At 64.3% G+C, this 18,842-nt stretch carries 18 protein-coding genes; 4 read left to right on the forward strand and 14 right to left on the reverse strand.

Annotated features, from left to right (window positions below; all coding sequences use genetic code 11):
* Position 1: 1 nt before the first annotated feature.
* The 4 genes from H7828_RS18025 to hisD (H7828_RS18040) all read left to right on the forward strand — a co-directional run bounded on the left by H7828_RS18025 (position 2) and on the right by hisD (H7828_RS18040) (position 4,571).
* Entirely contained in the window at positions 2 to 913 is a 912-nt protein-coding gene (locus H7828_RS18025; RefSeq protein WP_226782459.1) for an ABC transporter permease subunit, read from the forward strand.
* A 4-nt stretch (positions 914 to 917) separates the two neighbouring features.
* A complete protein-coding gene (locus H7828_RS18030; protein ID WP_226782460.1) occupies positions 918 to 1,895 on the forward strand; it encodes an ABC transporter ATP-binding protein in 978 nt (325 codons plus the stop codon).
* Positions 1,892 to 2,854 carry an ABC transporter ATP-binding protein gene (locus H7828_RS18035; protein ID WP_226782461.1) on the forward strand — a complete coding sequence of 321 codons (963 nt, stop codon included), beginning with the start codon at positions 1,892 to 1,894 and terminating at the stop codon, positions 2,852 to 2,854. Before H7828_RS18030 ends, H7828_RS18035 begins: the two co-directional genes overlap by 4 nt.
* Before the next feature lie 421 nt (positions 2,855 to 3,275).
* Positions 3,276 to 4,571, forward strand: coding sequence for a histidinol dehydrogenase (gene hisD / locus H7828_RS18040; RefSeq protein WP_226782462.1), 1,296 nt, complete (start codon positions 3,276 to 3,278; stop codon positions 4,569 to 4,571).
* Here hisD (H7828_RS18040) and H7828_RS18045 read toward each other — a convergent pair.
* The 14 genes from H7828_RS18045 to H7828_RS18110 all read right to left on the reverse strand — a co-directional run bounded on the left by H7828_RS18045 (position 4,553) and on the right by H7828_RS18110 (position 18,818).
* On the reverse strand, positions 4,553 to 5,911 hold the full coding sequence (locus tag H7828_RS18045) for an amidase (protein ID WP_226782463.1): 1,359 nt from the start codon (positions 5,909 to 5,911) through the stop codon (positions 4,553 to 4,555). The two genes, hisD (H7828_RS18040) and H7828_RS18045, sit on opposite strands and share 19 nt — an antisense overlap.
* The gene (locus tag H7828_RS18050; protein ID WP_226782464.1) at positions 5,908 to 6,603 is read right to left on the reverse strand and encodes an RraA family protein; all 696 of its coding nucleotides are present in this window, start codon (positions 6,601 to 6,603) and stop codon (positions 5,908 to 5,910) included. Before H7828_RS18050 ends, H7828_RS18045 begins: the two co-directional genes overlap by 4 nt.
* Positions 6,596 to 7,297, reverse strand: a complete 702-nt coding sequence (locus H7828_RS18055; protein ID WP_226782465.1) for an alpha/beta fold hydrolase — start codon at positions 7,295 to 7,297, stop codon at positions 6,596 to 6,598. The genes H7828_RS18050 and H7828_RS18055 overlap by 8 nt, the downstream gene beginning before the upstream one ends.
* Complete coding sequence (locus tag H7828_RS18060) at positions 7,294 to 8,415, reverse strand: cobalamin-independent methionine synthase II family protein (protein ID WP_226782466.1); 1,122 nt, start codon at positions 8,413 to 8,415, stop codon at positions 7,294 to 7,296. The genes H7828_RS18055 and H7828_RS18060 overlap by 4 nt, the downstream gene beginning before the upstream one ends.
* A gap of 78 nt (positions 8,416 to 8,493) precedes the next feature.
* Entirely contained in the window at positions 8,494 to 9,459 is a 966-nt protein-coding gene (locus tag H7828_RS18065; RefSeq protein ID WP_226782467.1) for a cupin domain-containing protein, read from the reverse strand.
* A 138-nt stretch (positions 9,460 to 9,597) separates the two neighbouring features.
* Entirely contained in the window at positions 9,598 to 10,566 is a 969-nt protein-coding gene (locus H7828_RS18070; protein ID WP_226782468.1) for an ester cyclase, read from the reverse strand.
* Entirely contained in the window at positions 10,563 to 11,543 is a 981-nt protein-coding gene (locus H7828_RS18075; RefSeq protein WP_226782469.1) for a nuclear transport factor 2 family protein, read from the reverse strand. Before H7828_RS18075 ends, H7828_RS18070 begins: the two co-directional genes overlap by 4 nt.
* Positions 11,540 to 12,562: a nuclear transport factor 2 family protein gene (locus H7828_RS18080; RefSeq protein ID WP_226782470.1), complete on the reverse strand. Its 1,023-nt coding sequence runs from the start codon at positions 12,560 to 12,562 to the stop codon at positions 11,540 to 11,542. Before H7828_RS18080 ends, H7828_RS18075 begins: the two co-directional genes overlap by 4 nt.
* Positions 12,563 to 13,579, reverse strand: coding sequence for a LacI family DNA-binding transcriptional regulator (locus H7828_RS18085; RefSeq protein ID WP_226782471.1), 1,017 nt, complete (start codon positions 13,577 to 13,579; stop codon positions 12,563 to 12,565).
* Positions 13,579 to 14,334 (reverse strand): SDR family NAD(P)-dependent oxidoreductase, encoded by a 756-nt coding sequence (locus H7828_RS18090; RefSeq protein ID WP_226782472.1) that lies wholly within the window; start codon positions 14,332 to 14,334, stop codon positions 13,579 to 13,581. Before H7828_RS18090 ends, H7828_RS18085 begins: the two co-directional genes overlap by 1 nt.
* Positions 14,331 to 15,659 (reverse strand): histidinol dehydrogenase, encoded by a 1,329-nt coding sequence (gene hisD / locus H7828_RS18095; protein WP_226782473.1) that lies wholly within the window; start codon positions 15,657 to 15,659, stop codon positions 14,331 to 14,333. The genes H7828_RS18090 and hisD (H7828_RS18095) overlap by 4 nt, the downstream gene beginning before the upstream one ends.
* Before the next feature lie 168 nt (positions 15,660 to 15,827).
* Positions 15,828 to 16,883 (reverse strand): ABC transporter ATP-binding protein, encoded by a 1,056-nt coding sequence (locus H7828_RS18100; protein WP_226782474.1) that lies wholly within the window; start codon positions 16,881 to 16,883, stop codon positions 15,828 to 15,830.
* 13 nt (positions 16,884 to 16,896) lie between these two features.
* The gene (locus H7828_RS18105) at positions 16,897 to 17,778 is read right to left on the reverse strand and encodes a carbohydrate ABC transporter permease (RefSeq protein ID WP_226782475.1); all 882 of its coding nucleotides are present in this window, start codon (positions 17,776 to 17,778) and stop codon (positions 16,897 to 16,899) included.
* 11 nt (positions 17,779 to 17,789) lie between these two features.
* Positions 17,790 to 18,818: a carbohydrate ABC transporter permease gene (locus H7828_RS18110; RefSeq protein WP_226782476.1), complete on the reverse strand. Its 1,029-nt coding sequence runs from the start codon at positions 18,816 to 18,818 to the stop codon at positions 17,790 to 17,792.
* Positions 18,819 to 18,842: the final 24 nt, after the last annotated feature.

An 18,842-nucleotide genomic window follows, 5' to 3' on the forward strand; every position in this document is an offset into this window, starting at 1 on the left:
GATGACCTCAACCGATACGATATCGGCCGAGGCCGAGATGGTTCACGAACGCCCCGGCCGTTTGCGCGAATTCTGGTTCTATTTCCGCGAAAACCGCGGTGCCGTGATCGGGCTTTGGATCTTCGCGGCCTTCGCATTCCTCGCGATCTTCGGCCCGTGGATCGCCCCGCACAGCGCGACCGAGCAGTTCCGCGCCGACACCCTGCTGCCGCCGGTCTGGCAGGAGGGGGGGAGCTGGAAATACCTTCTTGGAACCGACCCGCTGGGGCGGGACATGCTGTCGCGGCTGATCGTCGGGGCGCGCTTCTCGTTCTTCGTGGGCATCGTCGTGGTTACTGTCGCGGCCACGGGGGGCATCCTGATCGGTCTGGTTGCCGGCTTTGCGCCCAAGTGGCTGGACAGCATCATCATGCGGATCATGGACATCATCCTGGCCTTTCCGTCGCTGTTGCTGGCGCTGGTGCTTGTGGCCGTCCTGGGGCCGTCGCTGACCAATGCGATGATCGCCATCGCCATCGTGCTGCAACCCCATTACGTCCGCCTGACGCGGGCCAGCGTCCTGTCCGAACGGCAGCGGGATTACGTCACCTCGGCCCGTGTGGCGGGGGCGGGGTATTTTCGGCTGATGTTCGTCACCGTGCTGCCGAATTGCCTTGCGCCGATCATCGTGCAGGCAGCCCTTTCGTTCTCGACGGCCATTCTTGACGCCGCCGCGCTGGGGTTCCTGGGGATGGGCGCACAGCCGCCGACCCCGGAATGGGGCACCATGCTGGCCGAGGCGCGTGAGTTCATCCTGCGCGCCTGGTGGGTCGTGACCTTTCCGGGCCTTGCGATCCTTGTCACCGTTCTGGCCATCAACCTGATGGGCGACGGCCTGCGCGATGCGCTCGACCCGAAACTGAAACGGAGCTGAGCCGATGACATTGCTGCGCATCCGAAACCTCAGCGTCGATTTTGCCACGGCCTCCGGCGCATTCCGGGCCGTGGACGGCGTGGACCAGGACGTGGACACAGGCGAAATCCTGGCCATCGTCGGCGAAAGCGGGTCGGGGAAATCCGTGTCGATGCTGGCCGTGATGGGGCTTTTGCCCTGGACGGCGACAATCACGGCGGACGAAGTCACCTTTGACGGCCACGACCTGTTGAACATCGACAGCCGGGCGCGGCGCCGGATCGTGGGCAACGACCTGGCGATGATCTTCCAGGAGCCGATGTCGTCGCTCAACCCCTGCTTCACTGTCGGCTGGCAGATCAAGGAGGCCCTGCGCTTTCACCTTGGCCTGAACCGCCGCGACCGTCACGCCCGCGCGGTGGAATTGTTCGAACAGGTCGGTATCCCCGATCCCGAAAAGCGGTTGTCGGCCTTTCCGCACCAGTTGTCGGGCGGCATGAACCAGCGGGTGATGATCGCCATGGCCATCGCCTGCAAACCCAAGCTCTTGATCGCGGATGAACCGACGACGGCGCTGGACGTGACGATCCAGGCCCAGATCCTGGATCTGCTGGCCAGCCTGCGCGAGGAAACCGGCATGGGCCTTGTGCTGATCACCCACGACATGGGCGTCGTGGCCGAAACCGCCGAGCGGGTCAGCGTGCAATACGCCGGCCAGAAGGTCGAGGAGCAGCCGGTGGGCGATCTGTTCGATGTGCCGCACCACCCCTATACGGCGGCCCTTCTGGATGCCCTGCCGGAACGGGCGACGGAACGCATGCTGCCCACCATTCCCGGTGTGGTGCCGGGCCAGTTCGACCGCCCGCAGGGTTGCCTGTTTTCACCGCGCTGCAAATTCGCGGACGACAGGTGCCGATCCACGCCGCCGCCCGCCCTGGGCGCCGAGCTGGGCCATGCCCGGTGCTTCTATCCGCTCAACACCGACGAAAGGATTGCATCATGACCGACGCTCCGGTGATGCAGGCCACCGCGTTGCAACGCCACTACGAGGTCAGCGGCGGCTTCCTGCGCAAGCCCCGTCTGCTCAAGGCCGTGGCGGGGCTGGATTTCCAGGTTTCGCCGGGCAAGACGCTGGCGGTCGTGGGGGAATCGGGCTGTGGCAAATCCACACTGGCCCGCATGGTCGCCATGATCGAAGAGCCGACCGAGGGCACTCTGACCCTGGACGGCAAGCGTGTGCAGCGCGCGGATTGGGCCGATTTGCGCCAGTCGGTGCAGATCGTGTTCCAGGACCCCTACGGCTCCCTGAACCCGCGCCAGCGGATCGGGACGATCCTGATGGAACCGCTGGTCATCAACACCAGCCTGTCCAAGCCCGAGCGTGAGGCGAACGCGCGCGAGATGCTCAAGCTGGTGGGACTGCGGCCCGAACATTTCGACCGTTATCCCCACATGTTTTCGGGCGGGCAACGCCAGCGGCTTGCCATCGCCCGGGCGCTGATGCTGGACCCCAAGGTTCTGGTGCTGGATGAACCGGTTTCGGCGCTGGACCTGTCGATTCAAAGCGCGATCCTGAACCTGCTGCTGGAATTGCAGGACCGGTTGAAACTGGCCTACCTGTTCATCAGCCACGACCTGAGCGTCGTGCGCCACGTCGCCGACGAGGTGATCGTGATGTACCTGGGGCGCGCGGTGGAAAAGGGCCCGAAAGAGGCGCTTTTCTCGGCTCCGCAACACCCCTACACGGTCGCGCTTCTGTCGGCCACGCCCCAGGCGAACCCGGCCGGTACCAAGAAACGGATCAAGCTTGAAGGTGAATTGCCCTCGCCCCTGGCGGTGCCCGATGGCTGCGCCTTCGCGCCCCGCTGCTGGAAGGCGCAGGACCGCTGCCGCCACGAGACACCGGAACTTGGCACGCAACCCCATTCCGCCGCCTGCTTCTTCCCCGAGAATCAGGGCTGAACCTTGGAGGGCGCAAGAGCGCCCGACCAGGTCGCCGGTCAGCTTTCATGGGGGGTGCTTCAAGGTCCCCCGGTGGTGACGAGTTTGCAGATAATGCGAATTATGTGATATTTTCGGCGCGTCGTCCGTCACCCCTGGACTGCGCGGCTGAATTGCTTTTTCGCCTCTGGTCGCTCATGCGCCTGGTCCTGCAATCCTGAATTTGATCCGGGTGCTGCCGATCACATCGTGGGTCGCAGATCCTTCGGGATTCGGATGTCGTCGGGGTTTGCCAGAAACCTGTTCATCGGTCTTCGGCCGGGCCCCGGTGCCCGGCGGTTTTTGCCATCATTCGGTAGCGTTAAGAATACGTTTGCAAAAATCATGATCCACCGTAGACTGAAAGTCAGTTTTGCATGCCAGGAAGCAGGAAGGAAACATCGTGCAAGAGTCTCATCCCCCGGTTCAGGGCGTCACCTGGATGCGTGCGCCCCGGCTTTCGTCGGAAAGCGGAGCCATGGACATCCAGAACACGGTTTCTGACATATTATCAAAGGTTAAGTCCGATGGTGACGCTGCCGTTTCCGAGTTTTCGGCGCGCTTTGACAAGGCCGATCTGACCGCGTTCGAAGTCACGTCGGAAGAACGCCAACAGGCGGTGGATGCCCTTGATCCGCAGACGCGGGCGGATACCGAATTCGCGATTGCAAACGTAACCAAATTTGCCGAAGCGCAACTTGCAACCATGCTGCCCCTCGAGGTCGAGATCCTTGATGGCGTGCATCTGGGCCACCGGATCATCCCGGTCGAACGGGTGGGCTGCTATGTTCCGGGCGGGCGCTATCCGCTCTTGTCGGCGCCGATCATGACCATCGTGCCGGCCAAGGTTGCGGGCGTGGACGAGGTGATTGCCTGCCTGCCCCCCAATGCCCACCAGGCGATGATTGCCGGATGCCACCTCTCGGGTGCCGACCGCATTTTCCGTATCGGGGGCGCCCAGGCGATTGCCGCCATGGCCTTTGGCACCCAGACCGTGCCGGCGGTGAACAAGATCGTCGGGCCAGGCAACGCTTTCGTCAACGAGGCCAAGCGCCAGGTGTTCGGCCCTGTCGGGATCGACCAGTTGGCCGGGCCGTCCGAGATCTATATCCTGGCCGATGCCACGGGCGACGCCGAGATGATCGCCACCGATCTTCTGGCCCAGGCCGAACATGACGTGCGCACGCGTGTCGGCCTGATCACCACCGACGCCGGCCTTGCCGAACGGGTCGAGGCCGAAGTGACCCGGCAGTTGCAAGACCTGTCCACCGCTTCGACCGCCCAGCAGGCCTGGAACGACTATGGCGAAATCGCCATCTGCGAGGACGAGGCCGCCATGATCGCCTATTCCGATCACATCGCGGCAGAGCACCTGCAGGTGCATACGGCAGACCCGAAGGCGTTTTCGAAGAAACTGCGCAACTACGGATCGCTTTTCATCGGCGAGATGGCAAGCGTGGTCTATTCCGACAAGTGCTGCGGCACCAACCACACGCTGCCCACCATGGCGGCGGGGCGCTATACCGGGGGCCTTTGGGTGGGCGCCTATGTCAAGGTTGCCACCCACCAGTGGATGGAGCCCGAGGGCGTGCAGCAGGTGGCCCCGTCCGCCGTGCGGCAAAGTGCCAGCGAGGGGCTGGAGGGCCACCGCCGCGCCGCTCAGTTGCGGCTTGACCGGCTTCAGGCCAAGGCGGGCTGAAGGATCGCGTGGTCGGTTGCCGCCTCGAAGGCGGCACCGATCCGCAACAGCGTGGTTTCGTCCCCCCGGCGCCCGACGATCTGCAGGCCAAGCGGCAGGCCGTCGGCAAGACCCATGGGAACCGACAGGGCGGGATGGCCGGTCATGTTGAAGGGGATGGTGCGCATGGCCGTCCAGACCGGTTTGCCATCATTAAAGGCGCTGAAGGGCGGCGCCGGGGCCATGACCGTCGGCAGGATCAGCGCGGCGTGGCGGCTTAGCAGGGCGTCAAGAGTTGCCCGCAACGCGGGAACCGCCGCGCGCGCGGCCGAAACCTGCGCCGGGCCGATCTTTTGCCCCATCTGGATGCTGGCGCGGGCCATGGGGCCGATGGCATCGGGCGCGCCGCTGACGCGCGGGCCGTGTGCGGCAAAGCCCTCGGCCAGCAGGATATCGCACCCGGCCGCCTCGATCGCGGCATAGGGCGGCAGGTCGGCAAGGGCGATGCGGGCGCCACACAGGCTCAGCACCGATGCCGCCGCATCGAGCATGGGCAAGAGCGCCGGATGCGCCGCCTCGTCCTCGGCCCAGGCCCGGCCATAGGCCAGGCTGATCCCCTCGACGGGCCCCGGCATCCACTCGCGCCCGGTCATGGCAAAGAAGGCCAGCGCCGCATCCCCGACCGTGCGGCCGATGGGGCCGGCATGATCCAGCGAAGGCGAAAGCGGCATGACACCCCCAAGCGGCAAGGCGCCATGGCTGGGCTTCAACCCGACAACGCCGCAATAGGCGGCGGGGCTGCGGATCGACCCGCCGGTATCCGTTCCCAGTGCGATCCTGACCATGCCAGCGGCCACTGCCGCGGCCGAGCCGGAGGACGAGCCGCCCGTCACATGCGCGCCGTTCCAGGGGTTTGTCGCAGGCGGTGCAAGGGCGCTGTCATCCGGCCCGACGGTCGCCATTTCATAGGTCGCGACCACGCCCAGCGGGATCGCCCCGGCATCCAGCATCGCCCTGACCACGGGAGCGGTTTCCTTGGCCACGCGATCTGCCTGCAACCGCGACCCCCAGCGTATGGGCCAGCCTTCAAGGTCGATGACATCCTTGATGGCGAAGGGAATGCCGTGCAGCGGGCCACGGTCCTGCCCGCTGGCCAGTTCCGCGTCCGCCCGCCGGGCGGCGCGCAGGGCCTCTTCCCCCGCGACATGCACGAAGGCCCTGACAGCCGGGTTTCGCGCGGCAATCCGTGCCAGGTGCATCTCGGTCAGGGCCACCGCGCTGAACCGACCTGCCCGCAGGGCTGCGCCTGCCGCGTGGATAGGCAGGTCGCAAGGGGCGGTACAATCGGTGGCCTGGTTCAAGTGCGGGCTTTTTCGAATGCGCTCCAGGCGGCTTCGAAGCGGGCGAAATCAAAGCCGGGTTCGCGCGCGGGGCCAAGGATCAGGTGCTCGGTGCCCTGCATCTTGGCGATGGCACCGGCAATCTCTCCGATCAGTTCGGCGGGAATGACAACCGCGCCGTGACGGTCGGCATGGACCAGATCGCCCTGCCCCACGGTCAGCCCGAAGACCGACACCGGCGTGCCAAGTTCGGTGACATGCACGAAACCGTGGCTGGGGCCGATCGACCCGGCGATCACCGGAAAGCCCGCGACCATATCGCCCAGGTCACGCATCACACCGTTGGTCAGCGCGCCGGACATGCCGAAACCCTTGTGGATCGTGGTGTTCACCTCGCCCCAGTAGGCGCCGATGCAGTTCGGATAATCGACATCCTCGACCACCGCGACCGAGGGTTTCGGGCCCTCGGCCATGGCCTTGTAATAGGCCATCCGCCGGGTGCGGATCACATCGGGCGCTTCGGTGGGCGGGGCAAGGGCCGAAATCTTCGCGGTGACTGCATAGCCCACCACGGCGCCGCCTTCCGGGTCGGAACACAGCATGGTGCCACGGGTGAAATCGTTGAAGCCACGCTTGCCCTGGGCCACCTCGATGGCGTTGCAGACCGTGGGCGTGTCCACGCTGCGCAGCAGTTTCAGAAGGGCGTCATCCATCGGTTTTCTCCAGCCATGCTGCCAGCGCAGCGTTGGTTTCTTCAGGTTGTTCCAGGGTCGGAAGATGCCCGGCCCCGTCGATAATGGTAAGTTGGCTGCCCGCCATCAGGCCGTGCATCAGTTCATGGCGCTCGACCGGGCAAAGCGCGTCGTCGCGCCCGCACAGCACCAGGGCCGGGCCATCATAGGCGCGCAGGGTGTCCTGCTGATCGGGGCGGTTGGCCAGCGCGCGGGATTGGTTGACGAAAACGGTGTCGCCCAGCGACAGGGCCATTTCCATGCACAGATCCAGGATCGCGCCCCGGTTCGGCCCGTCGGTCAGGTAGTTCGGCTTCATCTCGTCGCGCATCACCGCTTCCAGACCGCCGCGCCCCACCTTGTCGATCTGCGGGCCCCGGCGCTCGGCCACCTGGGGCAGTTCGGCCCGGGGGTTGGTGTCCAGCAACGCGATGCCGGCAATGCGCCCGGGTGCCTGGCGCAGCACCTCCATCGCCACGATCCCGCCCATGGACAGCCCCGCCAGGGCAAAGCGCGGCGGGGCATCGTGCAGAACCTGCGCGGCCAGCGACTCCATGCTGTCATGCCCGCCGATGGGCGCGCAGTGAACCACGCGCCCGCTCGAGAAGGCCGCAACCTGGGGGCCGAACAGGCGCGCATCGCACATCATGCCCGGCAGCAGAACAAGCGGGGTCAAGAAACCAGAGCCGCCCCTTCGGCCATGGCGCCCAGCTTTGCATAGGCGATTTCAGGATCGACAGCGCCAAAGCCCGCAAAGGTGCCAAAGCCGCAATCCGACCCCGCGATCACCCGTTCCGCCCCGACGATATCGGTAAAGCGGGCGATCCGCTGGGCGATCAGTTCCGGGTGTTCGACGAAGTTCGTCGTCGTGTCCACCACGCCGGGCACCAGCACCTTGTCATCGGGAATGTCGCCCTTGCGGTCACGGAAGACGGCCCATTCATGGCCATGGCGCGGGTTCGAGGTTTCGAACAGCACATAGCGTGATCTGGTGGACATCAGCGTGTCGAACATCCGCGACATGGGAATGTCACAGACATGCGGCCCCTCGTAATTGCCCCAGCAGATATGAACCCGCACCCTGTCTTGCGGCACATCCTGAAGAGCGTGGTTCAGCGCCTCGACATGGCTGGCGGCGATCTTGAGGAATTCGTCATCCGAAAGATCGTTGAACAGCATGTGGCGCGACAGGGCCAGGTCGGGGCAATCAAGCTGAAGATCCAGCCCCGCGCCCACGATGGTTTCGTATTCGGCCTTCATGGCATCGGCAATCGCGGCCAGGTAGGCCTCGCGCGTCTTGTAGAAATCGTTTTGCAGAAACAGCGACACGACACCCGGCGAGGCGGCATTCATGAAGCCGCGTTCCACCCCGTGCCTTTCCATCGCGCCCTTGAGGTTGGCGATGTCCTTCTCCAGCTCGCCCTGCCCCTTCGAGCGCACCTCGCCCACGCACATCGGGCGGGCGTATTGCGGGGTGCCCCCTTCGTCGGCGATGCGCTTCAGGAAGGTGGGAAAGCGCTTGAGATCGGCCGGTGCGTTGCGCGGGCTGTCGCCGTCAAACCCGGTGTAGCGATCCTTGACATAGGTGGCATAGCTGATCTTCGAGGTTTCGCCGTCGCTGACGATACCAACCCCCGCGGTCACCTGTTTGCGCACGGTCTCATCGACGGCCTCGGTCATGGCGGCGTCGAAAGCGGCAAGATCATAGTCCTCTTTCCGCTCGCGGGCGAAGATGTGATCGACCACCTTCTGCGTGCGCGGCAAGGAACCGACGTGGGTAGTAAGAACGGGCATTCGGGGCTCCCTCGGGAATGTCTTGTAACGGAAATGGCCCTGCGCGGATCAGGGTCCGCGCAGGGCCTTGGGTGCGGATCAGCCTTTCCAGGTGGCTCCGGCGGCATCGTCGGTGGCGACGATGTGGTAAAGCGCGGCTTCACCGGTCATCGAGGGCACGGCGCTGTGGGCGAGGTTCTCGGGCACGCTCATGGTGTCACCGGGCGCCAGGGTGGCCGAGCCGCCATCCCATTCGATACGCCAATGGCCCTTGACCGGCATCAGGACCGAGGGGCGGTCATGGGCGTGTTTTTCCTCGGTGGCCGAGGCGCGGGTGAGGAAGTCGATCTCGAACCCCGGCTTGTCGCGGATGATCCCCTTCTCGCCGATCACCTTGACCGGGCCTTCATTGGCCAGGGCATACATGTCGAGATAGCGGCGCACATAGCCACCCACCACTTCCATGGCGGTGGGGCAGTCGACCTTGTCGAGTTCGGCCTTGGTGAGAACCGGCATCGGCTTGACGTCATCGGGCAGGTTCTGGCCCTTCTTGGTGTCGTAAAGCTTGCCGTTCTCGCCCAGCACCAGGCCGTGATCCTTGGCCTCTTCGATGACATGGGGCGCCCAGATCACGCCGCCGCCGGCGTCATCGCCGCCCAGAACCGCCATGATCATCCCGTAGTCGGTGCCGATGTTCTCGAACCCGCGGAAGATGTTGGTGGGAATGTTGAAGATGTCGCCCTCTTCCAGGATCACCTCGCCGGCGTCGCCCTTTTCGCCCCAGAAGAACCGCCAGCGGCCCGACAGGATGAAGAACACCTCGGCGGTGCGGTGATTGTGCAGCGAGTTGCGGCACTTGGGCGGCTGGCCCGCCGCACCGATGTTGAAACCGTGCGGCGTGGTGATGTGGACATGCTGATCGGGGGATTCCGATACGCCGCCACCGATGATGGTGAAGTTTTCCTTCAGGTTCGAGCCGGGTGTGTGGGCGTCGATGAAGGCAGTCTTGCAGGGTTGCAGATCGCCGTAACGGACGATGCGCGATTCCATGTCTTGCGGGGTCATTGGTCGTTCCTTTTGAATGCTTTACGTTCTCTGATGTTCAGGTGCGGTGCGGCATGCTGGGCGGGCGCAGGTTCAGCCGGCGCGCGCGCCGGCTGGCAAGGAACCCGTGCCGGGCCGTCAGATGGGCCAGAGGTTGGATCATTCGCGACCGGCCTCGTGCAGCAGGATCTGTTTCCAGATCGCCACCTCGTCCCAAAGGCTCCACTCGCGGCGCAGGCCCCAGGGGCCGAACTCGGCATGGGTGAAGCCCATGATGTGAACGGGCGCCCCGGTGGGCGGGCCGTAAATCCCGTGGCCGGTATGGGTGCCCGTCAGGCTCCAGCGGATGGCGGCGCGGTCGGGTTGCCCGGCATCCGAACGCCCGATGCGGTGATCGACCGAAAAGGTCGAATCCGGGAAGGCGGTGCGCAACTGCATCCACTGCGCCTCGGCGAAGGGGCGGCCCCAGCCGGTGACGCCGCCCGCATGATAAAGGTTCACCGCGCGGTCGTAGGTTTCACCGATCACGGCGAAATCGAAATCCATGATGCGGGTCACGATACCGGCCAACTTCTCGCCCAGGGGGTGATCGTTGCCCTTGCCGCTGTAGGGGCCGGGGCGGTCCTGGTCGGGCGTGAAGGGGCGCAGGGCGCTCCCCGCGCCGCCTTCGCGTTCGATGCTCTGCGCGGCCCAGTCGCGCGGGCTGTGGCCCAGCTGTTGCACCATGGCGGAAATGTCATAGCACAGCCATTCGTCGGTGATCACCTCGTCCTGGACGAAGCAATCCGCGATGGCGCGCGCCGCCACCACCCGCCCCGTGGGCGGGCCGAAAACGCCATGCCCGGTATGGGTGCCGATGATCATCGAGCGGTGCGAGGAAAGGTAACCCTGGTCGGCGTCGCCCGACCAGATCACGTCATCGCCCAGGATCTGGCGGTCGGGAAAGGCGGAAAGCGAGGCGAGCGTGTCCTTGATGACGCCGTCGTTGCCCTCGATCAGGCCAACGGTCGAGCGCATGACGATATCCTTGCCATAGCTCTGCAAAAGCGAGCCGATCTGGCGCCCTTCCCAGATTTCATAAGTAACGCCCTGGATATAGTCGGGCAGGTTGGCAAATCGTGCGGTCATTCCACGTTCCCCGTGTGCAGGTGAATCTGTTTCCACACCGAAACCTCGTCGATCAGGGTGAATTCGCGGCGCAGGCCCCATTCGCCCCATTCGGCATGGGTAATGCCCATGACGTGAACCTCGGCCCCGGTGGGGGCGCCGAAGAAGCCCGGCCCCGAATGCTTGCCGGTCAATGACCAGCGCACCGCGGCGCGGTTCGGCGTGCCCGGGTCCGAGCGGCCGATCTGGTGATGGGTTTCGAATGTCGCCGTCGGAAAGGAGGACCGCAGGCGCATCCAGTCGGTTTCGGCGAACTCATGGGACCAGCCGCCGCGCGACCCCCAGTGTTCGGTGCGCACGGCGCGGTCGTATTCCTTGCGGATGACGGTGAAATCCTTGTCCATCATCCGGGTCAGGATATCGGCAAGGCGCGCGCCCCATTCGTTGTCGTTGCCGCGCCCGGTATAGGGGCCCTGCACATCGTCGCGGGGGTGGAAGGGGCGCTGGCAGGCCTCGGGGCCGCCTTCATCGCGGATCAGGTCGCGGGCGAATTCGGCCGGATCTCCGCCCAGCTGGCGCACGATGCCGCCGGCATCGCGGATCAGCCATTCGTCGTCGATGACATCGGCCTTGGCGGCGCAATCGGCAATCGCGCGGATTTCAAAAGACCTGCCAGTGGGCGCGCCGAACAGGCCATGCCCGGTATGGGTGCCGGTGGTCACCAGGCGGTGCGAGGACAGGTAACGCCCCTCTTCCGGCCCCTCGGACCAGATCACGTCTTCGCCGTAAAGCTGGCGGTCGGGGAATTCGGCAAGGGTGGCCAGGGTACCGTCGATCACCCCTTCGTTGCCCCGCACCATCCCCGAGGGAAAGCGCATGGGAATGTCCTTGCCGTAATAGCGGTGCAGGGTCGAAAGGCCCCGATCCTCCCAGATTTCCTTGGTGATCTTCAGAATGTAGTCGGGCAGATCCTTGAACTGATTGGAGAAATCTTTCATTCGTGCATTCCGGTCTGAAGGTGGATCTGTTTCCAGATCGCTGTTTCGTCGATCAGGGTGAATTCGCGGCGGATCGTCGGTTTGCCCCAGGCGCCGGTTCCGGCATAGGGCCCGAAATCGGCGTGACTTATCCCCATGATGTAAACCTCGGCCCCTGTCGGGCGGCCAAAGCGGCCCCAGCCCGCGTGCCTGCCGTGCAGGCTCCAGCGCAGGGCGGCGCGGGGCGGCATCAACGGATCGTCGCGGCCGATGACATGCTCGATCCTGAACACCGCGTCCGGGAAGGCGGCGCGCAACCCCATCCAGAACCGGTCGGCATCGCCCCAGCCCAGCCCGTCGAACCCGGCGGGATAGTGCAATTCCACCGCCCGGTCATAGCTGCGGGGGATCACGTCCATGTCGGCGGCCATGATGTTGTTGATGGTGGCCGCATACCGCTGGCCCCATTCGTTGTCGTTGCCCTGCCGGGTATAGGGGCCGGCCACGTCGTTTGCCGGGCACATGGGTTTGACGCAGGCCTCGGGGCCACCTTCCCGCGCGATCAGATCGCGGCTCCAGTCGCGGGGATCGAACCCCATCTGGCGCACGATCGCGGATTGATCGCGCACCAGCCATTCGTCGTAGACCGCATCGTCGCGGATCGCGCAGTCGGCCAGGATCCGATAGGAAACACGCTTGCCGGTGGGGTTGCCATACATGCCCGGCTGGTCGTGGGTCGCCGTACAGATCAACCGGTGCGACGACAGGAAGGCATCCGAGGTATCGCTGGCCCCTTCGGGATCGTCGCACCAGATCACGTCTTCGCCCAGAAGCTCGCGGTCGGGAAATTCGGCCAGGGTTGCCATGGTCGCGGCAATCACGTTGGTGTTGTCCACCACCACCGAGGCAGGGGACCGCACGATCAGCCCATCGGCATAGCGATGGCGAAGCGAGCCGATCTTGCGATCTTCCCAGATTTCCTTGGTGATGCCGATGATGAAATGCGGCACATCCTGCCACTTGGGGTCAAAGCCACGCATTCAGATTTCACCTGTGTTTCTTGTTGAACTGCGCACCATCAGATCGCCGGCGATCTTGACGCGCTCGGGTTCGGTCTGGGTTCCCTCGATCCGGCGCATCAGCATGTCGACCGTGGCCGCCACCAGGCGGTTGATCGGCTGGCGATAGCTGGTCAGGTCATAGGCCGGCCAGGCGGCGATGGGCGTATCGTCGAAACCGGCAACCGCCACATCCTCGGGGATGCGCAGGCCCAGTTTCGAGCGCAGCACATCCATCACCGCAAAGGCCATGTGATCGTTGCAGACGAAGACGGCATCGGGAATGTCGCGCCCGGTGAACATCTCGAAGGCTGCGGTGCGGGCGTCGGCATAGACGAAGTTGCCCCTCTGGCGGGCCGTGATCTCCAGCCCGGCCTCGGCCAGCCCGGCCCGGAAGCCCGCCTCGCGGTCACGCTGGGTCGAGGCTTCTTCCAGCCCCGCGATATAGCCGATGTGGCGGTGGCCGTCGGCGGCAAAGCGTGCCGCGATCATCCTGCCGCCAAGATGGTTGTCCGACGTGACGGTACACATGCGCGCATCGTCCTGTTCGCGGTTGAACAGGACCACCGGGATGCCATGCTCGTGGCACTTGCCCGACAGCACCGATGACATCGACACCGAGGCAAGCACGATCCCGTCGACCTGGTAATCCAGGATTTCGCGCATCACGTCCTCGACATCGCCCACGGTGGGCGAGGACATGAAGACCAGCACATGATAGCCCTTGTTCTGAAGGGCCACGGAAAGACGTTCCACCACCTCGGGGTAGAACTGGTTTTCCAGATAGGCCACGACAAGGCCGATGATCCGGCTGCGCCCGGTGATCATCGCGCGGGCCAGGATGTTGGGCCGATAACCCAGGTCTTCGGCGGCGCGCAGCACCTTGTCGCGCATGGCCTTCGACACGCTGGCGCCGGGGGTAAAGACACGGCTGACCGCCGATTGGCTGACCCCCGCGCAGCGCGCAACCTCCAGCGATGTCACCCGTTCATTTGGCATCAGTCTGCTGTCCAACCTCCGTCGATCATCAATGCCGTGCCCGTTACCAGGGCCGAGGCGTTAGAGGCCAGATAGACCACCGCGCCCATGATGTCTTCGACTTCGCCGATGCGGCCAAGCTTGATCTTCTCTTCGATCCACTTGCGCCGTTCGGGGTTCTGCAGGGTCTGTTCCCCCAGGGGGGTGCGGATGAAGGTCGGACAGATCGAGTTGATGCGGATGCCGGATTTGCCCCACTCGATGGCCATGGATTTGATCATCCCCTCCAGCCCATGCTTGGAGGCACAATAGAGCGCCCTCTCGATCCCGCCGACATGGCCCATCTGGCTGCCGATATGGATGATCGAACCGCCCTTGTCGCTCATGGCACGGGCCGCTTCTGCCGAGAGGAAATAGGCCGCCCGCAGGTTCACGCCCATGACGGCGTCGAAATCTTCGGGCGTGGTGTCCAGCGCGGCGGAATGGCGGGCAAGACCGGCGGAATTGACGACCACATCAAGGGATTGCCCGCGCATCGTCCTGCGCATCGCCTCCAGATCACCGATGTCGAGGGCCAGCGCCTCGGCGCTCCAGCCCTTTTCCCGCATCTGCGCGACGGTGTCCTGCAACCGGTCGACCCCGCGCGCGGCGCAGACCACATGGGCCCCCGCCTCGGCCAGGGCGACCGCGCAGGCCTGACCGATGCCCGAAGAGGCACCGGTGACAAGCGCGCGCTTGCCGTCAAGCCGCATGGTCGGTGCCTTGGGAAGGGTCATTCCGCCGCCTCGGGAAGACGGGCCGGGCCGCCATAGGGCACGTTGATCCCGCCATAGCGCCGCACACGCAGGTTGCACTGCTCGGCATGGCCGACGAAGCCTTCCAGCAGGCAGAGGCGCGAGCCATAGGCCCCGATCCGGGCGGCGGCCTCATCCGTCGTCACCTTCTGATAGCTGTGGGTCTTGAGGTACTTGCCAACCCAAAGCCCCCCGGTATAGCGGCCCGCCTTCTTCGTCGGCAGCGTGTGGTTGGTGCCAATCACCTTGTCGCCATTGGCCACGTTGGTGCGCGGCCCAAGGAACAGCGCGCCATAAGAGGTCATCTTCTCCAGGAACCAGTCGTCGCGGTCGGTCATCACCTGAACATGTTCCGAGGCGATATCGTCGGCCACTTCCAGCATCTCGTCATAGGTATCGCAGACGATCACTTCGCCGTAGTCTTCCCAGCTGACCTTGGCGGTGCCGGCGGTCGGCAGGATGCCCAGGATGCGGTCGATCTCTTCCAGCGTCTCGCGGGCGAGCTTTTCCGAGTTGGTCACCAGGACAGCGGGCGAGTTATAGCCATGTTCGGCCTGGCCCAGCAGGTCGGTCGCGCAGATTTCGGCATCGACGGTTTCGTCCGCGATGACCATGGTTTCGGTCGGGCCGGCGAAAAGGTCGATCCCGACCCGCCCGAAAAGCTGGCGCTTGGCCTCGGCCACGAAGGCATTGCCGGGGCCGACCAGCAGGTGAACCGGCGCGATGCTTTCGGTTCCGATCGCCATGGCGCCCACCGCCTGGATGCCGCCCAGCACATAGATTTCATCGGCGCCGCCCAGGTGCATCGCCGCGATCACGGCGGGGTTCGGTTCGCCGTTGAAAGGGGGCGTGCAGGCGATGATGCGCGGCACACCCGCCACCTTTGCAGTGGCCACCGACATATGGGCCGAGGCCACCATGGGAAACTTGCCGCCCGGAACATAGCAGCCGACGGATTGCACCGGGATGTTCTTGTGGCCCAGAATGACGCCTGGCAGGGTTTCCACCTCGATATCCAGCATCGAGTCGCGCTGTGCCTGGGCAAAGTTCGTCACCTGCTCTTGCGCGAATTTGATATCGGCCAGGTCCTGGGGGCTGACCTTGGCGATCAGCGCCTGGATTTCTGCCTCGGTCAGGCGATAGGTTTCGCGGTCGTACTTGTCGAATTTCACGGCCAGCTCGCGCACGGCGGCATCGCCGCGATCCTCGATATCCTTCAGCGTCGCGGCCACGACGCTGGCGGTTTTCGCATCATCCTCTGCCCGGTCTGCTTCGGGTTTGCCGCGCTTGAGATATGTGATGGTCATGTCTTGTCCTCGTTTGAAATTTCGGGCGCCGGTGAAGATCCTCTAGGCGCTTGCATCCTTGCCCGTCGAATTGGTCGCGGCCCTGCCAGACCGCCGTCGGGGCGACACTGGCAGGGGCCGATCTGCCGCGAACCGGCCGCGCCTGGCGGTCGGATCGCGGATTTTGCGTCATCCGTGGGCGATCCTTTCGCCGGTCTTGGTGTCGAAGAGGTGGCAGATGGCTGCGGGGATGCGGGCCTTTACCACTTCGCCGATCTCGGCGCGGTATTCCTTGTTGGTCTTGATCGACACCAGCGAGCCGGCCAGCCGCCAGGTTATCATCGACGCCTCGCCCAGAAGCTCGATCGAATACATCGGCGCCGAGATCTGCGCCTCTTCCTCGACGATCTCGGCATCCTCGGCGCGAAAGCCCAGCGTCACGTTCCCCGAGGCGCTTGCCGGCAGGCCCTCGACCCGGATGCCGTCGGCGCTGAAGACGCCATCCTCAAGCCGCCCCTCGACAAGGTTCATGGCGGGCGAGCCGATGAAGCTGGCGACGAAGGTGTTGGCGGGGTTGTCGTAGATGTCGGTCGGGGTGCCGACCTGCTGGATCTTGCCCTTGTTCATCACCACCACGCGGTCGGCCAGGGTCATCGCCTCGATCTGGTCGTGGGTCACGTAGACCGTCGTGGTCTTCAGCTTGGATTGCAGGTTCTTGATCTGCGCGCGGGTGCTGACGCGCAGCTTCGCATCCAGGTTCGACAGCGGTTCGTCCATCAGGAACACCGTGGGCTTGCGCACGATGGCGCGCCCCAGGGCCACGCGCTGGCGCTGCCCGCCCGAAAGTTCCGCAGGCCGGCGGTCCATGAAATCCTCAAGCTCGACCATCGCGATGGCCTTCATGACCATGTCGTGATGCTGGTCCTTGGGCACCTTGCGCACCCGCAGCGGAAAGCGGATGTTCTCGTAGACCGAAAGGTTCGGGTAGAGCCCGTAGGACTGGAACACCATCGAGATGTCGCGGTCCTTCGGTTCAAGGTCGTTGACCACCTTGTCGCCCAGAAGGATCTGCCCGTCGGTCACATCCTCAAGCCCCGCGATCATCCGCATGGTGGTGGATTTGCCGCAGCCCGAGGGGCCCAGCAGAACCAGGAATTCCTGGTCCGCGATGTCGAGATCGAAGTTCTCGACCCCCACGAACGAGCCCCAGCGCTTGTTCACGTTCTTGAGTTGAAGTCTGGCCATTGGAAAAACCCCCTTATCCCTTGACGGCGCCGGCGGTCAGGCCGCTCACGATTTGACGTTGGAAGAACAGGATCAGCACGAAGAGCGGAACAATGGCCGAAACCACGGCCGCCACGGCATACATCACCTTGCCCTCTTCCTGGGTCGATCCCAGGAACGAGTTGATTTTCGGGATCATCGTCGCGTTTTCCTGCGTCAGCAGCATCGAGGTGACCGTGAAATCATTGTAGGCCAGCAGGAAGCTGAACAGGCCCGTCGTCACCACGCCGGGCCACATGACCGGGATGATGGCCAGGCGGAACGCCTGGAACCGGGTGCACCCATCCACCATCGCGGCCTCGTCCAGGTCTTTCGGGATCGAAAGAAAGAACGAATGCAGCATCCACAGGGTGAAGGGCTGGTTGATCGCCACCAGGACGATGATCGTGGTGGGCAGGTAGCCCCAGATGTTCAGCTCGAAGAAGGGCAGAAGATAGCCCGAAACCAGCGTCACATGGGGCATCGCCCGGAACACCAGCGCTGCCATCAGCAGCCAGAAGGTGTACTTGAAACCCGACCGCGCCAGGGCATAGCCCCCCAGCGTGCCCAGGGTCAGCGAGATGACGACCGTGAAGAAGACCACGATCGAGGTATTGATGACGGCCCGCCAGAATTCCTGCTGGACCCAGGCGCCCTCATATCCCGCGCCGGTGAAGGCACTGCCGTTCTGGCGCTGGGTGACGGGGCCGGTAATCGCGTTCATCCAGTCGGCCCGCGAGAAGAAGTCACCCTCGACCTTGAAGGAACCCCACATGGTCCACAGGAAAGGAAAGGCGGCGACCACAAGCCAGAACAGGACAAAGGCGGTCGACACGAAGACCAGCGAAGGCGGTTTTCTATTTGCTAGATTTGCCATGGTGGCCCCCCTCAGGTCTTGCGGTTGAATTCGCGCCAGTTGCGGCGCAGCACCGGCAACAGCAGGATGATGACGCCGACGATGGTCAGCATCGAGGTTGCCGCGGCCGACCCGAAAAGAGGCGATTCAGCGGCGCGAAGATCGTTGTAGATCAGGTAGCTGAGCGATGTCGCGCTGGCGGCCGCGGAAAAGCCGATGATCGGCTCGAAGACGCGGAAGTTGTCCATCAGCTGCATCAGCGCGATGAAGGTCGCGAGCGGCATCAGGTAAGGGATGGTGACGAACCGCACCCTTTCCCACCGGCTGGCGCCATCCACCATGGCCGATTCCAGGGTGTCCTGCGGGACGGTCTGAAGCCCGGCGTAGAAGACCACGAAGGCGAAGGGCGCGGAATGCCAGACGCCGTAGACGAACAGCGTCACCCATGTCAGCGCCGGAGACGCCTTGAGCGAGAGCGAGGGATCGGCGAAGATCGTCTGCAGAGCGGCGCCGATGATGCCCCGGCTGTCGATCATCCAGAACAGCACCAGCGAACCGACAAGCGGTGTGACCAGCATGGGCAGCAGCGAGAAGAAGATCACCGGCCCCTTCAGCAGCTTGGGGATGGAATTGACCACGATCGCGATGATGAACCCCAGGAGGATCACCAGAGGCGTCACGATGAAGGTATAGGCCAGGGTGAAGATCAGCGCCTTGTAGAAGGGCAGGTTCATGATCCGGTTGCGGATCTCGCCGAAATTCTCGCTGGTGGCGAAGATCTCGCCGATCTCGTCGAAGGCCAGGTGGCTGGCGTTCGAATAGGTGTCAAGGCCGTTGAAACGCCCGGCGGGCTGTTCGGCGCGCAGCTCGGCCATGGCTTCGGCGTCGACGCTGGCTTCCTTGGTACAGCCGAAGGGGCCGCAATTCTCGGATACGACCACGATCTGTTCGTGTTCGATGAACAATGATTGATAACCCACCGAAAGGATCGGCAGTGCGATGAACAGGATCATCGCCAGTAGCGAAGGCCATATGAAGGCCATGAAAGTCTTGTGAGGCATGACTTTCCCCCTTGTCGCGCCCTG

The organism is Oceaniglobus trochenteri (assembly GCF_020529025.1).
Lineage (GTDB): Bacteria > Pseudomonadota > Alphaproteobacteria > Rhodobacterales > Rhodobacteraceae > Oceaniglobus > Oceaniglobus trochenteri.